The sequence below is a fragment of the Paenibacillus sp. S-38 genome (assembly GCF_049942825.1).
Lineage (GTDB): Bacteria > Bacillota > Bacilli > Paenibacillales > NBRC-103111 > Paenibacillus_G.
This window is the reverse complement of sequence record NZ_CP187970.1, coordinates 3,569,495-3,584,422: the sequence shown is the minus strand read 5'-3', so window position 1 is coordinate 3,584,422 and position 14,928 is coordinate 3,569,495. Positions and strand designations below refer to the sequence as shown.

General features: G+C 59.2%; 16 protein-coding genes and 1 pseudogene. 1 reads left to right on the top strand and 16 read right to left on the bottom strand.

Annotated features, from left to right (window positions below):
- Positions 1-63: 63 nt before the first annotated feature.
- From ACP26L_RS16465 to ACP26L_RS16455, 3 genes are all read right to left on the bottom strand, one after another.
- Complete coding sequence (locus tag ACP26L_RS16465) at positions 64-786, bottom strand: amino acid ABC transporter ATP-binding protein (protein WP_426454105.1); 723 nt, start codon at positions 784-786, stop codon at positions 64-66.
- Positions 783-1,460: an amino acid ABC transporter permease gene (locus ACP26L_RS16460; RefSeq protein ID WP_426454104.1), complete on the bottom strand. Its 678-nt coding sequence runs from the start codon at positions 1,458-1,460 to the stop codon at positions 783-785. The genes ACP26L_RS16465 and ACP26L_RS16460 overlap by 4 nt, the downstream gene beginning before the upstream one ends.
- A 147-nt stretch (positions 1,461-1,607) precedes the next feature.
- Entirely contained in the window at positions 1,608-2,432 is an 825-nt protein-coding gene (locus ACP26L_RS16455; RefSeq protein ID WP_426454103.1) for an ABC transporter substrate-binding protein, read from the bottom strand.
- A 239-nt stretch (positions 2,433-2,671) separates the two neighbouring features.
- Here ACP26L_RS16455 and ACP26L_RS16450 point away from each other — a divergent pair, with 239 nt between their 5' ends.
- Positions 2,672-4,000 (top strand): MFS transporter, encoded by a 1,329-nt coding sequence (locus tag ACP26L_RS16450; RefSeq protein ID WP_426454976.1) that lies wholly within the window; start codon positions 2,672-2,674, stop codon positions 3,998-4,000.
- Between the two features lie 81 nt (positions 4,001-4,081).
- On the opposite strand, the gene ACP26L_RS16445 is transcribed toward ACP26L_RS16450, so the two are convergent.
- The 13 genes and pseudogenes from ACP26L_RS16445 to ACP26L_RS16385 form a co-directional block, all read right to left on the bottom strand.
- Entirely contained in the window at positions 4,082-5,092 is a 1,011-nt protein-coding gene (locus ACP26L_RS16445) for an aldo/keto reductase (protein WP_426454101.1), read from the bottom strand.
- Between the two features lie 69 nt (positions 5,093-5,161).
- Positions 5,162-5,644, bottom strand: coding sequence for an OsmC family protein (locus ACP26L_RS16440; RefSeq protein WP_426454100.1), 483 nt, complete (start codon positions 5,642-5,644; stop codon positions 5,162-5,164).
- A 28-nt stretch (positions 5,645-5,672) separates the two neighbouring features.
- Positions 5,673-6,566, bottom strand: a complete 894-nt coding sequence (locus tag ACP26L_RS16435; RefSeq protein ID WP_426454099.1) for an ABC transporter permease — start codon at positions 6,564-6,566, stop codon at positions 5,673-5,675.
- 37 nt (positions 6,567-6,603) lie between these two features.
- The gene (locus ACP26L_RS16430; RefSeq protein ID WP_426454098.1) at positions 6,604-7,380 is read right to left on the bottom strand and encodes an ABC transporter ATP-binding protein; all 777 of its coding nucleotides are present in this window, start codon (positions 7,378-7,380) and stop codon (positions 6,604-6,606) included.
- A 14-nt stretch (positions 7,381-7,394) separates the two neighbouring features.
- Positions 7,395-7,748 carry an RNA-binding protein gene (locus ACP26L_RS16425; RefSeq protein ID WP_426454096.1) on the bottom strand — a complete coding sequence of 118 codons (354 nt, stop codon included), beginning with the start codon at positions 7,746-7,748 and terminating at the stop codon, positions 7,395-7,397.
- Between the two features lie 82 nt (positions 7,749-7,830).
- Positions 7,831-8,505 (bottom strand): annotated as a pseudogene (locus tag ACP26L_RS16420) (ATP-binding cassette domain-containing protein); the annotation flags it as partial.
- 128 nt (positions 8,506-8,633) lie between these two features.
- Positions 8,634-9,416 (bottom strand): aliphatic sulfonate ABC transporter permease SsuC, encoded by a 783-nt coding sequence (ssuC, locus tag ACP26L_RS16415; RefSeq protein WP_426454094.1) that lies wholly within the window; start codon positions 9,414-9,416, stop codon positions 8,634-8,636.
- On the bottom strand, positions 9,413-10,588 hold the full coding sequence (gene ssuD, locus ACP26L_RS16410; protein WP_426454093.1) for an FMNH2-dependent alkanesulfonate monooxygenase: 1,176 nt from the start codon (positions 10,586-10,588) through the stop codon (positions 9,413-9,415). The genes ssuC and ssuD overlap by 4 nt, the downstream gene beginning before the upstream one ends.
- A gap of 86 nt (positions 10,589-10,674) precedes the next feature.
- The gene (locus ACP26L_RS16405) at positions 10,675-11,700 is read right to left on the bottom strand and encodes a sulfonate ABC transporter substrate-binding protein (protein ID WP_426454091.1); all 1,026 of its coding nucleotides are present in this window, start codon (positions 11,698-11,700) and stop codon (positions 10,675-10,677) included.
- Positions 11,697-12,278, bottom strand: coding sequence for an NADPH-dependent FMN reductase (ssuE, locus tag ACP26L_RS16400; protein WP_426454089.1), 582 nt, complete (start codon positions 12,276-12,278; stop codon positions 11,697-11,699). The genes ACP26L_RS16405 and ssuE overlap by 4 nt, the downstream gene beginning before the upstream one ends.
- A gap of 227 nt (positions 12,279-12,505) precedes the next feature.
- Complete coding sequence (locus ACP26L_RS16395) at positions 12,506-12,709, bottom strand: YezD family protein (RefSeq protein WP_013916782.1); 204 nt, start codon at positions 12,707-12,709, stop codon at positions 12,506-12,508.
- Between the two features lie 153 nt (positions 12,710-12,862).
- Complete coding sequence (locus tag ACP26L_RS16390; protein ID WP_426454087.1) at positions 12,863-13,693, bottom strand: alpha/beta hydrolase family protein; 831 nt, start codon at positions 13,691-13,693, stop codon at positions 12,863-12,865.
- A gap of 172 nt (positions 13,694-13,865) precedes the next feature.
- Positions 13,866-14,927, bottom strand: coding sequence for a sulfate/molybdate ABC transporter ATP-binding protein (locus ACP26L_RS16385; RefSeq protein WP_426454085.1), 1,062 nt, complete (start codon positions 14,925-14,927; stop codon positions 13,866-13,868).
- Position 14,928 lies beyond the last annotated feature (1 nt).

The following is a 14,928-nucleotide window of genomic DNA, read 5'->3' as shown; positions in this document are numbered from 1 at the left end:
TTCATCAAAATAACAGCAAAGCCGCAGGCATCTCGGGAAGAGAAGCCTGCGGCTTTGCTGCGATTACAAGACTTTACGCAAAAATTCTTGAGTCCGTGGATGCTGCGGATTCGCGAAGACATCCGCCGGCCTCCCCTGCTCGACGATCTTGCCGCCGTCCATGAAGATCAGCCGCGTGCCGACTTCACGGGCGAAGCCCATCTCGTGCGTGACGACGACCATCGTCATCCCCTCCGCAGCGAGCTCCTTCATCACGTCGAGCACCTCGCCGACCATCTCCGGGTCGAGTGCCGAGGTCGGCTCGTCGAAGAGCATCACGTCCGGCGACATCGCCAGTGCGCGTGCAATGGCGATCCGCTGCTTCTGACCTCCGGAGAGCTGGCCTGGGAAGCTATCCGCTTTGTCGGCCAGGCCGATCCGGCGCAGCAGGTCCCTCGCCACCTTCTCGGCTCCCTCCCCGTTCAGCTTTTTCAGCTTCAGGGGCGCCAAGGTAATGTTCTTCAGCACCGTCATATGCGGGAAGAGATTGAACTGCTGGAACACCATGCCCATCCGCTGCCGGAGCCGGTTGATGTCCTGCTTGCCCTTCAGCAGCGACACGCCGTCGAACTCAATATCTCCGCCGGTCGGCTCTTCGAGCAGATTCAGGCAGCGAAGGAACGTACTCTTACCCGAGCCGCTGGGACCGATGACGACAACCACTTCGCCCTTGCTGATTTCGATATCGATGCCGTCGAGCACCTGATTGGAGCCGTAGGCTTTTTCGAGCGCTTTTACGTTAATCAATGCGTCTTCATCCTCCTCTCCGCCACGCCAAGCAGCTTCGACAGCGTGAAGGTGATGATAAAGTAGATCACGGCCACCACGATCAGCGGTTCGAAGGCTTGGTACGTATTACCTTTAATCGTATCCGCTTTGTACATCAATTCACCGATCCCGATGACCGAGACAATCGAAGATTCCTTGATCACGACAATGAACTCGTTGCCGAGTGCCGGCAGAATGTTGCGCAGCGCCTGTGGAAGAATAATGTTCCACATCGTCATGGCATGGGTAAGGCCAAGCGAGCGGCCGGCTTCCATCTGTCCTTTGTCAATCGCTTGAATTCCTGCACGGAACGTCTCGGCCACATATGCGGAGGAGTTAATGGAGAGCGCCATGATGGCGGCCATCATATCCGGGAAGTTGGAACCAAGGAAAGGCACCTGGGGGAATTCCACCCCTGCCATCGGCAATCCGTAATAGAAGAGATATACCTGTACGAGCACCGGTGTTCCACGGATAAATTCCACATAGGCGGAAGCGAAGAACTTAAGAGGCCAGAGGCTGGAGAGCCTCATCAAGGCAATGATCACCCCGAGAATCACCCCGAAAATAACAGTGAACAAAGAGAGGATCAGCGTGACGCGGGCTCCCTCAATAAAAAAACCGTAATACTGTGACAAAAACGAGAAATCCATCGATTCCCCCCCTTTCTTTATCTTTTGCTGCCTAGGTTATTGAATGACAAACAAAAACCCGACGGAGGCGCTGCTGCACAAGTTAGAATCCATGGGTTTGCGCAGCGTGTCCCGCCGGGTCCTTCTTTTGTATATGCTTAGTGAAGCTTATTGCTCCACCAATGCGTTGGCTTCCGTCACGAACTTGTCAATGGACTTGTCTCCGATCAGACGGTCAAGCGTCTTGTTCATGGCCTCTACCAGGTCAGTGCTGCCCTTCTTCACGGCAATCGCCGAGCCGCTGTCTTCCGTCGTCAGCTTAATATCAGCATACACGAGGTCCGGGTTTTTGCTGAGGAAAGCATCCGCCACCGGCTGCTCTACCACCAGCGCCTCGATTTTCTTTGTCTTCATTTCCATGATGAGGTCGGTAATTTTACCGATCGCTTTTACTTCGGAGCCCGGCATTTGTTCCTTTACGATCGTCTCTTGGGTTGCTCCCTTTTGAGCGCCTACCTTCATGCCTTTCAGTGAATCGATCGTTGTATACTTTGCCTTGTCCTCTGCACGAACCACTACACGCTGAACGGCGGTATAGTAGATTTTCGTAAAGTCAACCGACTTTTGACGCTCAGGCGTTGGTGTCATGCCGGAGATAATGAAATCGACGTTACCTGCTTCCAGTGCGGGGAGCAGACCTTCGAACTTCATGTCCTTCATCTCAAGCTTAACTCCGAGATCCTTAGCTATTTCCTTGGCGATTTCAATATCGAAGCCAACGATCTCGTCTTTCTTGTTCACTTCTTTATGGAACTCGTACGGAGGATAGTCAGCGCTCGTCCCCACAATAATTTTCCCCGCTTTTTTAATCGCATCCAACTTCGATTCCTGCTTCGTTGTGTTAGCTGCAGCCGGTTCGCCGGAACCTGCACTGCCGGAGGTCTGCTCTGCCGGCTTCGTGCCGCAAGCGCTGACGAGAAGCGCCAGACTCATAATGACAGATAATACCATCTTATTTTTATACACAGGTCAATTCCCCTTTCTCTCAATGAACTTCCACATTATATAATAGAGGGTAATAGTTTGACAATAACCCCTGCTTTTCGACATCCGCTGACCCCGCATAAATCGGCTGAATCTGTAACAAAATAACACTTGTGCGTTGACCGGGCTACCGGAAACCTCCCGCATCGCAGCTGTGCCATTATGACCTACCCAAGGGGGTAACCCGACTGGAAGCCAAAAAGACTTGGGATCTTGTCGCCGTATCATCCATACCGCTCATCATGACCCTTGGTAATTCCATGCTGATTCCGACGCTTCCTTTGATGAAGCGGGAGCTTGCGGTCACCTCCTTTCAGATTTCGCTGATTATTACGCTGTACTCCGTTGTAGCGATCGTCCTGATCCCGATCGCGGGGTACATGTCGGACGTGTTCGGGCGCAAGAAGATCATCATCCCGAGCCTGTTCATTGCAGCGGTAGGAGGACTCCTCTGCGGGACGGCCCACTGGTTTGCCGGAGCCTACACGTTCGCGGTCATCCTGATCGGACGGTGCATTCAGGGAATCGGTGCTGCGGGAGGACTCCCGATCGTGCTTCCGCTGGTCGGAGACATGTTCAAGAAGGAACAGGATGTGAGCAGGGGGCTCGGGATCGTCGAGACTTCCAATACGTTCGGCAAGGTGCTCAGTCCCATTGCTGGATCACTGCTCGCCCTGCTGTCCTGGTATGCTGTCTTTCTGTCCATTCCGGTCTTGTGCCTGATCTCCATCCTGCTCGTCGCTTTCCTGGTCAAGGTTCCTCCGGCAGCCAAGGATAAGGAGAAACCGAAATTCTCCGCATTCCTGCAATCTTTGGTAAATATAGCCAAAGTAAAAGGACGCTGGCTCAGCGCGATTTTCTTAATAGGGATTATCGGCATGCTGGTGCTCTTCGCCGTACTGTTCTATCTTTCCACTCTATTGGAGGAGCTGTACGGCATCGACGGGGTACCCAAAGGCGGCCTGCTCGCCGTGCCCCTCTCCGCCCTGTGTCTCGCTTCTTATCTCACGGGCAAATGGATCGGTGAGGATAAGCTGCGGATGAAGTGGGTGACCGTTATCGGACTTGTGATCCTGACCGCATCCATGCTTTTTATGGCTTGGTTCGGCATCACGACGCTCTGGCTGCTGCTGCTCGTTGTCGGCATCGGCGGTATTGGCATCGGCATCGCCCTGCCGTGCCTGGACGCCCTCATCACGGAGGGCATCGAGAAAGAACAGCGCGGCACGGTCTCTTCGGTGTACAGCTCTATGCGGTTCATCGGCGTAGCCGCAGGTCCGCCGCTGATGTCGATCGGCATGAAGTGGACGACGGCAGCCCTATTCTATTCGCTCGCGGGCGTCTCGATTCTGGGGGTGCTCACCGCACTCTTCGCCATCCGGCCGAAACAGAAGGGACCGAAGGCGCCGGGCGGAGCCCAGCATGCGGAGGAGCAGACCGAACCCGTCGCCGTCTTCAAGCCGGCGGCCGTCAGAGATGCGCCGGGCAAAATCAAAGGGACTGCACCCGAGTCGTAAAGCTTGGGGCAGTCCCTTTTTGAATGTTCTAAACGTCTAAACGTCGCTGCACTTCTGTCAAACAGCTCCGGCCTGCCCGGGTTACTGTGCCTGACCCGCCTTGCGGCGGCCGAGCCCCGGCCGGGTTAACTCATCAATCTCCCGAAGCTCCTCGTCACTCAAGCTCTCACCAAGTTTGGCCGTGGAATCCAGAATATGCTTAGCCTGCGAAGCTCCTAGGATTGCAGAGGTCACGTGAGGTCTGCCGACCACCCAGTTCAGCGCAAGCTGGGCAAGCGTCCAGCCCTTGCGCTGTGCGATGGCACCGAGCCCTTCGACGATCTCGAAGTAGCGTTCCTCTTCCAGCAGCGTCTGCAGCCGCTTCTCCCCTGCGGCACCGCGCGAGCCCTCCGGCGGAGTCTGTCCATAGGCGTATTTGCCGGTGAGCAGCCCGCGGCCGAGCGGACTGTACACGATCACGCCGACCCCCTCGGAGCCGGCAAAGGGCAGCAGCTCCTGCTCGATCCCGCGGTTGATCAGGCTGTATTCCGGCTGGACGCTCTCATAGCGGTGAAGGCCGTGCAGCGCCGAGATGCCGTGCGCCTTGGCCAGCTGCCAGGCGGCATAGTTAGAAGCGCCGATATAACGGACCTTGCCTTGGCGCACCAGATCGTCCAGCGCGCGCAGCGTCTCCTCGAGCGGCGTTTCTTCATCGAACCGGTGTACCTGGTACAGGTCGATGTAGTCGGTCTTCAGCCGCTTCAGGGAATTTTCCACGGCGCGGTAGATGTGATACCGGCTCTGGCCGGCATCATTAGGCCCAAGTCCCACCCGTCCGTGCACCTTGGTCGCCAGAACGACCGCTTCCCGCCTTGTGCCCAGCAGCCGCCCGAGGATGGTCTCGGATTCCCCCGTCTCCAGCGGATTGCCCTTGTCCATGCCTGATCCGTACACGTCGGCCGTATCGATCAGGTTAATCCCCGCATCAAGCGCTGTGTCCAGCACATCGGCGGATTGTTTCTCGTCGATCCAGCGGCCGAAGGCCATCGTTCCCAGGCTTACATTTGAAACTTTGAGCCCGGTCCGGCCCAATCTGCGGTATGCCATGCTCATTGTTCTTCCCTCTTTTCTTATGTATGGACTTCCCCTGCTTGATCCGGCGGGGCTGCCCCTGATCCTTGCCTAGATGCAGCACGCTCCGCTTTCGGCAGAGCAAGCTTCCGGCGGCTCCTGCTGCTCCGAGTCTCCGCCGACTCCCGCGAGGACGCTGGATTTGCGCGCATCCAGGAATTCCACATGGATGGACGGGTGCACCGTCTTGACCACCTTGCAGCGTCCCTTCACTTCCCGGAGGAGCTCATCTCTCTCCTCATCCGTCAAGGCGCCTTCAAGGGTCGTATGGAAGGTGACGCGGAAGATCGTCCCCTCCCCATTCGTTTCCTCTACAGCTTCGATGCTCACACGATCGAGGGCAAAGCCCTTCTCCCGGGCGAGCCCCTTCAGCGTCCCTGCCGCGCAGCCGGACAGGCCGATCAGCCACAGCTCCGTCGGACGGAAGCCGCCGTCGTCTCCACCCCGCTCCGCCGGCTGGTCCAGCACCACACGGTGCGTGCCGGCGGTTCCCAGCAGCTGCTTGCGCTGCAGCGGCTCAATTTGAATTTTCATGTCAAGCCTCCCTCATCCGAGCAATGAATTACCCTTTGTAGCTGTCACGCCATTTCAACAGACGCTTCTCCAGCAGGCGCACCAGCGAGTCCGAGCCTTTACCTACCGTAGCAAAAATAACGATCCCTACGAAAACGACGGCCGTCTGCGAGAACTGCCGCGCGTCGAGGATCAGGTAGCCGACCCCTTCGCTGGAGCCCATGAGCTCCGCCACGACGAGGCCGAGCCATGCCACCCCGATGGACAGCCGGAGGCCCAGCAGAATGTTCGGCAGTGCGGCAGGAAGCACAAGCTTGGTCACCTGCTGCAGCCGGCTGAATTCGAGCACCCTCGCCACATCGAACAGCTTGGAGTCCACACTGCGGATCCCAAGGAACGTCTGCACGTACAGCGGGAAGAAGGCCCCCTTGGCAATCAGCAGAATCTTCGAGAATTCCCCGAAGCCGAACCACAGGATGAACAGGGGCGTAACCGCCAGATGCGGCACCGTACGCAGCATCTGAATCGAAGGGTCGACCGACTGCTCTACCCCGCGGAACAGGCCCGCCGCCAACCCGAAGAGCAGTCCAAGGGTCCCACCTACCGCGAAGCCCACGGCCGCGCGCCAGAGCGAAATTTCCAGATGCCCGAGCAGCTCGCCGGAGACAAGCAGCTCCCAGAACGCCTGCACGATGGCGACCGGGGTCGGGAGGATCGTCTCTGAGACGAGCTCGAAGGTGCCGAGCAGCTGCCAGATCACCAGGATGGACACCGGCAGCACACTGCCGCGCCATATCGCGTTCCACAGGTCCTTGCGCTTCTGCGACTTCACGCGATCCTCATACTTTGCGGACGGCTGCGAAGGGGCGGGTGCCTGTTTGCCCGTGCCCCCCTCCTGGACGATCACACCGCCGGGGCTTCTTACGGCTTCTGTTTGACTCATCGTGTCTACTTCCTCTCTTCTCGGTTTGAACCGTTTGTCAGATGCCGGAGCTGTCCACCAGCTCCAGCTCGTCGACCTGCTCGAACTCGCTCAGTACCGCTTTGCGGAATTCGAGGAAGGAAGAGCTGGCCTTCTTGCGGGGGAACGGAAGGTCGACCGGCACGATCTGGCGGATGGTGCCCGGCCTCGCGTCCATGACAATGACGCGGTTCGCGAGGAATACCGCCTCGTCGATATCATGCGTGACGAGGATCATCGTCGTGCGGTTCTTCTGCCAGATATCGAGCAGCACCTCCTGCAGGTGGCTTCTCGTGAAGGCGTCGAGCGCGCCGAACGGCTCGTCAAGCAGCAGCACTTTGGGACTTCGGAGCAGGGCTCTGGCAATCGCCACCCGCTGGCTCATCCCGCCGGACAGCTCCCTCGGATAGGACTTCTCGAAGCCCTGGAGCCGGACGAGGGCGATCAGCTCGTCGACCTTGGCCCTCACCTCAGGGCGGTTCAGCGGCAGGTCCGCCGCGATATTCTTCTCCACGGTCAGCCAGGGAAACAGGCGATGTTCTTGGAAGATGAATCCTTTGTCAATGCCCGGCTTCACGACCTGCTGCCCCTCGAGCAGCACGCGTCCCCCGTGGTCCGTATCCAGGCCTGCGATAATCTTGAGCAGGGTGCTTTTGCCGCAGCCGCTCGGTCCGATGATGGTGATGAATTCCCCTTGGCGGATGCTGACGCGGATATCCTGCAGCGCCTTTACGCTTCCCTGCGGGGTGGAGAAACTTTTTTCCGGCAAATCAATATCGATGGAAACCGTGCTCATCGCCGGCACCTCCCTTATTCTGGTTGAACTCCATTCGTTACAAAATCGTGGAGAAGCCCGGTCAATGCGCCCTTGCCGAATTTGAGATAGGTGCCGGGCGGGCGGCCCTGCCGCTGCTGCTCCGACAGGAAGGCGATCACGGTCTGGCGCCGCTTCGTAATCTCGAGAATGCCGCTTCGGTACAGCCACTCGTCAATGGTATTGTAGATGCCCCGGTTCAGACCGAACGTCCGGAAGCAGTAAGTGACGAAGAGCAGATCGGGCAGCTGCAGCACATCGGCCCCCTCCTGCGGGGGTGTACCGGCTTGACCGGCCGAACCGGCTGGTGGAAAGGTTACGTCTTCCTGTAATGCGGAGTACGCCGTCATGGATCGGGCTCCTTCCAATTTTGAATTGAGACGCTGGTTCTATGAAAATATGGTTTATATATTTCCTATGCGAAAAGTCGGATTATATAGAAAACGAGATCTCCCGTTTCCGCTCCGTTACGGCCTGCTCCCGGGTGCGATGCATGATCCGGTCCAGAATCAGCTTCTCGTAATAAGCGAAGCCGCTGTCCCGCTCGCGGGGACGGTCCAGCTCGATGGGCAGGTCCATGGCGACCCGGCCCTCTTCGATCAGCACGACCCGGTCCGCGAGCGCTACGGCCTCACTGACGTCATGAGTGACGAGGATCGCCGAGAAGCCCTGCTCCAGCCACAGCCGCTCTATCAGCTCCTGCATGTCGATGCGGGTAAGCGCATCAAGCGCGCCAAGCGGCTCGTCCAGGAGGAGGAGCTTGGGCCTGCCGGCCAGCGCCCGGGCGAGGGAGACACGCTGCTTCTGCCCGCCGGAGAGGACCCCGGGCCAAGCGCCGGCCCGGTCCGATAGGCCGACCAGCCGCAGCGCATCGGCCGCCGAGGCCTTATCTCCGGGCAGCGCGCCGATCTCCACGTTGGCGAGCACCCGCTGCCAGGGCAGGAGCCTCGCATCCTGGAACATGATGCGGGTATCCGGGTGGATGCCCCGGGAAGCGGCGCTGTTCACAGCAATGCTTCCCTGCGTAGGCTGCTCCAGCCCGGCCACCAGGCGCAGGAGCGTGCTTTTGCCGCACCCGCTTCGTCCGACGATCGCGGTGAATTCGCCCGGCTTCAGTTCGAGGTCTATGCCGGTCAGCACCGTTTTCTCCCCGAAGGTCTTCGATACTCCCTGGACTCTAAGCTCCGTTCCCTGTTTGCGGCTCATGCGATGAGCCCTCCTTCCGTTGTGCCCGGTCAGGCTTTCTTGAAGTTCGGATGCCACTGCAGCCACTGCTTCTCGAGCAGCTTCGCCATCACATCGGACAGCTTGCCGAGCAGGGCATAGATCAGGATACTGAGGACGACGACATCCATCTGCATGAATTCCCTGGCGTTCATCGCCATGTAACCAATCCCCGAATCAGCTGAGATCGTCTCGGCCACGATCAGGGTGATCCACATAATGCCAAGCGCGTAGCGGACGCCGACGAGAATGCTCGGCAGCGCGCCGGGGAGAATCACCTTCCAGAAGAGCGGACCGCCCTTCAGGCCGTATACCCGCCCCATCTCGATCAGACCCGGGTCCACGGACCGGATGCCGTGGAACGTATTGAGATAGATCGGGAAGGACACGCCCAGCGCCACGAGGAACAGCTTCGCCTCCTCGCCGATCCCGAACCACAGGATAACCAGCGGGATGAGGGCCAGATGAGGAATGTTGCGGACCATCTGCATGGAGGAGTCCGTCAGCTTCTCCAGCAGCGGAGACACCCCGTTGATGAGCCCGAGCAGGAAACCGATCCCCCCGCCGATCGCAAAGCCCAGGAAGGCCCGTTTCGTGCTCACGGCGATATAGGTGAAGATCGTTCCCTTCTGGATCAAGAGCAGGAGCGCCTCTATCACCTGCAGCGGGGTAGGCAGCGTGCGGGTCGAAATCACGCCGGTCTGGCCGAGGATCTGCCACACGACGATCAATACGACGGGCACGAGCCAGGGCAGCAGCTGCCCTGAACGCGGAAGTCGGATGGCCGCCTTCACTTCGCGTGCACCTCTTCCCTGCCGGCCGCCGCTTCCTGCTTCGGCAGCTCATTGTTCGCCACGATTTCGCCGAAAGGCGAGATGTTCTTGGCGCCTTCGGTACGCCGCGCATTCTCCTGCTCCTTCAGCGGCAGCAGCGGGAACACGAGCTCCGCAAAGCGGTAAGCCTCCTCCAGATGTGGGTAGCCCGACAGGATGAATGTCTCGATACCGAGATCCGCGTATTCCTTCATCCGGGCCGCCACGGTCTCCGGATCGCCGACGAGCGCCGTGCCGGCGCCGCCGCGAACCAGCCCGATGCCGGACCACAGGTTCGGCGAGATTTCCAGCTTGCTCCGGTCTCCGCTGTGCAGCTGGCTCATCCGCCGCTGGCCTTCGGAATCGAAGCGGGCGAACACCTTCTGCGCATTCGCGATGGTCTCATCATCGAGATGCGAGATCAGCTCATCCGCCGCAGCCCACGCCGCGTCCGCCGTCTCGCGGACGATCACGTGCAGCCGGATGCCGAAGCGCAGCGTCCGTCCCTTCTCTGCGGCCAGGGCGCGCATCGTGCGAATCTTCTCCTCCACCTGCGCCGGCGGTTCGCCCCATGTCAGGTATACGTCGATATGGTCTGCCGCTACCTGCTGCGCTGCCGGTGAGGAACCGCCGAAGTAAAGCGGCGGGTAAGGGCCTTGCAGCGGCGGATACAGTACCTTGCCGCCTTCTACCTTCAGGTGCTTGCCTTCATAGGTGACTTCCTCGCCGGCCAGCTCTCTTCTCCAGATCTCGAGGAACTCATCGGTAAGGTCATAACGGGCCGTATGATCGAGGAACAATCCGTCACCTGCGAGCTCCACCGGGTCGCCGCCCGTCACCACGTTGATGAGCAGCCGTCCGCCGGAGATCCGGTCGAGGGTCGCCGCCATTCTGGCCGACAGCGTCGGAGACATGAGGCCCGGTCTCACGGCGACGAGAAACTTCAGCCGCTCCGTTGCCGGCACGAGCGAGGATGCCACGATCCAGGCGTCTTCGCACGACTTGCCCGTCGGCAGCAGTACCCCGCCGTAACCAAGCTGGTCTGCCGCCTGTGCGATCTGGCGCATGTAAGGATAATCCACCGCTCTTGCTCCCTTATTCGTCCCCAAATAACGTCCGTCCCCGTGTGTCGGGATAAACCAGAATACTTCCATGTCTCATCTTCCTCTCTTCATCTCATGTTTGAGTCTGTTTGGTGTATATACGGCTGTGCCGTTTCTTTTTCTTGGAAGTACTGATGTTACTTATTGGAAAGCACGGCTTCCTTAATCTGGATGGGCTTCGGAATGAGCCCTACGTCCAGGAATGTGTCTGCAATCTTCTGCTGCTCCGCAATCACCTTGTCGTCGATCGGCAGCACGCCGTATTCCCGGCGCTTCGAAGCGAGCTCCAGCGACGGAATATCGATGCCTAGCTGAGGGGAGAGCAGCTTCGCGAGTTCGCCTTGGTTCGTCTTTGCCCATTCATCCACCTTGTTCAGCTCCTCGAGCAGAATAGAGGTGACCTCTCGGTTGTTCTCCGCGAAGCCTCGGGCGGCCAGGTAGAACTCATGGTTTGACACGGTATCCGTCCCGTCGGCCAGTACGCGCGCTTTGGTCGCCGTCTGGGCCGCCGCAAAGAACGGATCCCAAATGACCCAGGCATCCACGCTGCCCCTCTCGAAAGCGACCCTTGCATCGGCGGGCGGCAGGAATACGGTCTGGATGTCGCTGTATTTCAAACCGGCCTTCTCGAGCTGTTTTACCAGCAAATAATGCACGTTGGAGCCTTTGTTCAGCGCCACCTTCTTGCCCTTGAGTTCAGCCACGCTCTTCAGCGGGGAGTTCTCCGGGACGAGGATTGCTTCACTCTTCGGGCTCGCCGGCTCGTGGGCCAGATAGACCAGCGGCGCTCCGGCAGCCTGAGCGAAGATCGGCGGCGACTCACCGGTATGCCCGAGGTCCAGCGATCCTACATTCAGCGCTTCAAGCAGCTGCGGGCCGCCGGGGAACTCGGTCCAGGTCACGCTGTAGCCTGCGTCCTTCAGCTTCTTGTCCAACTTTCCTTCGGCCTTCAGGAAGTTCATCGTTCCGTACTTCTGGAATCCGATGCGCACTTCCTTTGCCTTGGCGGATGGCTCCGCTCCTTTGGCCTCCTGTCCGGCAGGTGAGGCTCCCTGGGCTTTGTCTCCACCTTGAGGTGCGGACGTGCCGCAGGCGGCAAGTGCGGTAACCAGTGTCATCAGTAAACCGGCTTGAAGCGTTCTTCTCAGCACAGCGGTAATCATGCAGTCGCAGCTCCTTCATTGTTCGTATTCGTACGGGATGCCCCGCCCAGCAGGCGGACCTCGTTCACCAGATCGGCAGCAGCCTGCTGCAGACGGCCGGTGAGCTCCTCTGAGACTTCGAAGCCGCCTTCCTCCAGACGCTTCACCTGGGTGTCGAGCGCATAGACACCCTGCAGCTGGTTGCGGGCGCCGAGCGCCGACAATACCGGCTTCAGCGCATAGTCGATGGCGAGCAGGTGGGCCAGCGTTCCGCCGATCGCCAGCGGCAGGATCACTTTGCCTTCCAGGCCTTTCTGCGGGATCAGATCGAGGAAGGCTTTGAGCACGCCGGTATAGGAAGCTTTATAGATCGGCGTGGCCACGACCACCCCCGCCGCACGTTCGACGATGCGGTTCGCTTCGATAATCGCAGGGGAATCAAACTTCGTATAGACCAGGTCCTCGGGCGGCAGCTGGTGTACATGCACCCACTCCAGCTCAATTCCCGCTTCCTTCAGCTTCGCTTCGACACTTTGCAGCACTCCGTTCAGACGGGAGCTTGGGGATGGACTTCCGGATATAATCGCGATCGTTGTCATAAGGGCAATTTCTCCTTTAGTGGTTGGGATGATGGCAAGTAAAAGAGACCTCCTGAAGAGCACAGCTGCCTTTGATGCGGCACTGCGTTACTTCGGGAGGTCTCCGGCGGTCCGGTAGACCCTGCTGATTCCGTTGGCGGTTCGTTCTTTCAGCTTTCTTCATGATCAGGCCCACACTTCTTCTTCCGGGTGCTTCTGGGTGTCGCCGGATTGCTTCTTTAGAAAAGCTAAGGGGTCCGCTTGTGCTGCTTCGGTTCCGCCGCAGTCCGCTGGGAGGCCGTATCGGATTCGAACCGCTTGCGCTCCGTTCTCTCGATCTGTACGATTCGTCCGTCGTGCACAACGATCTGGACCGTTCCGTATTCCAAACCGTTCACACTTCCAATAATCCGTTTCGTCCACAATTCATCTACATCCAGCGGCTTCGCCATTATGCATCCCTCCGGGAATTTTTTTGTTACATTCCTATGTGTTTAGTCGGTTTTATATGTGAAGGAGAAACGCCTACTTCTCGTTCCTGATCCGTAAGCGTTCACCCGGGTGTACGGTGTCCACCGTGTTTGAATCTGATCTTGCGTTTTTCGTCAAATTGTCCAGTCATTCCATTCCTGCTTACGCTTGTCGATGTAGAGCAGCCAGTCACGGGTTTTGCTCAGCAGCTGCGCTTTGGCCCTGGCTCCGGTGAACGTATGATCCGCCTGGAAAATCACTTCCTTATCGCACTGTCCCTGGCTCCGCAGCCAGAACAGCTTCTGGAACAGGAAGCAGTAGTCGACCGGAATGACCTCGTCGGCCGTACCGTGCACGAGAAGCACGTCGCCTGTGAATTTGCGAAGCTGTTCGAACGGCTGGTGCTTCTGCAGCGATTCGAAGAATACCGGGTGGAGCGAGTAGCCTAAGTAATCGACCGAGCCCTTCTGCACCGCTTCTTCGTAAGCAGCTTTGCCCGTGATACCGACGATGTCGTTGAACGGGTAGCCTACCGCGGACCAGAGAACCAGCGTCTTGATTCGCTTATCGCGAGCGGCGGTGAGGACCGATACGGCGCCTCCCAGGCTGTGCCCCAGCAGGATGACCCGCTGCGGATCGACGCAGTCGATATCGAGCACGTAATCGATGACGCTGCGCGTCTGGTCGATCATCGAATCCAGTCCCCCGGCTCCGTATTCGCCGGTGCTCTCCCCGCATCCGCCGTAATCGAAGCGGAGCACCATATAGCCGGTCTTGGCAAACTCACGGGCGGCAAGGACGAACAGCCTGTCGATGCCGATGCGGGTGCCCACAAAGCCGTGGGCAATCACAATGACCGGGTACTTTCCGCACGTCCTTCCTGCGGCTCCTTCCCCTTCGGGGTAATGCAGCGTTGCAGCGAGCTCGAGCCCTTCTATGCTGCGTATGGTGATATGATGTTCCAATGCCTTTGCCCCTTTCGACAAGAAGTAACCTGAGGATGGTGCTATTATCCGCCTCCAGGCGGACGGACGGGCTGTCGTTTGCCCTTCGGAAGCCGGCCGCCTGAGCGGGCGCCCTGCTCCGCATCTACCAGTGTTCCCAGGCCGGGTGTCTTACAGCCCAGCCCCCGGCGGGTTAGATGTGCACTGGCATCGGATCGATCTTGAGCCCGTTCTCCTGGGTAAGCTGCTCCTGCTCGTTGAACAGGTAGACCCGGTGGATCAGCACCTGCACCTGCTCGCCGGCCTTCAGCTCCGGCTGCTCCGGCGAACGGTAGGCGAACAGCCTGTCGCCTTCGACCTCCACTTCCACCTGCCAGTTGATCCCGCGGAAGTACACCTGCTTCACCGTTCCCTGTTCGGCAGCCGATGGATAAGACACCTCGCCCGGCCGGCCGATCTCGATGAACTCTGGCCGGATGATCGCTTTGGCGCCCGGCAGCAGATCCGCCTCGAAGCCCTTCAGGTTCGAGATGTCCCCGAGCTGGTTCGATTCGCCGATAAACCCGGCGACGAACGGCGTGCGCGGCTTCTTGTAGATCTCGATCGGCGTGCCCTGCTGCTCGAGCCGTCCCTGGTTGATGATCATGATCTGGTCCGCCACCTCGACCGCTTCCTCCTGGTCGTGGGTAACGAAGATCGTCGTGATCCCGACCCGGTCGATCATCTCCTTGAGCCACGTGCGCAGCTCCTTGCGGACCTTGGCGTCGATGGCGGCGAACGGCTCGTCGAGCAGCAGCAGCTGCGGTTCCGGCGCAATAGCCCTGGCGAATGCAACCCGCTGCCGCTGTCCGCCGGAGAGCTGATGCGGCAGCCTGCCGGCGAGGCCCTTCAGCCCTGTGAGCTCGATGAGCTCCTCCACGCGGGCCTTGATCTGCGCTTTGCTCTTCTTCTGAACGGTCAGCCCGAAGGCGATGTTATCGAAGACGGTCATATGCCGGAACAGCGCGTAGTTCTGGAAGACAAAGCCGATCCCCCGGGCCTGCGGCGCCAGGTCGTTGACCCGCTGCCCGTGGAACAGGATATCGCCGCTGTCCGGCTCCTCGAGCCCGGCGAGCATCCGCAGGATCGTCGTTTTGCCACCGCCGCTTGGGCCCAGCAGGCCGATCAGCGTTCCTTTCTCTATACCGAAGCTTACGTTATCCGTCGCCCGGAAGCTGCCAAAGCTCTTCGTCAAGTGTCTGGTCTCGATATGCATG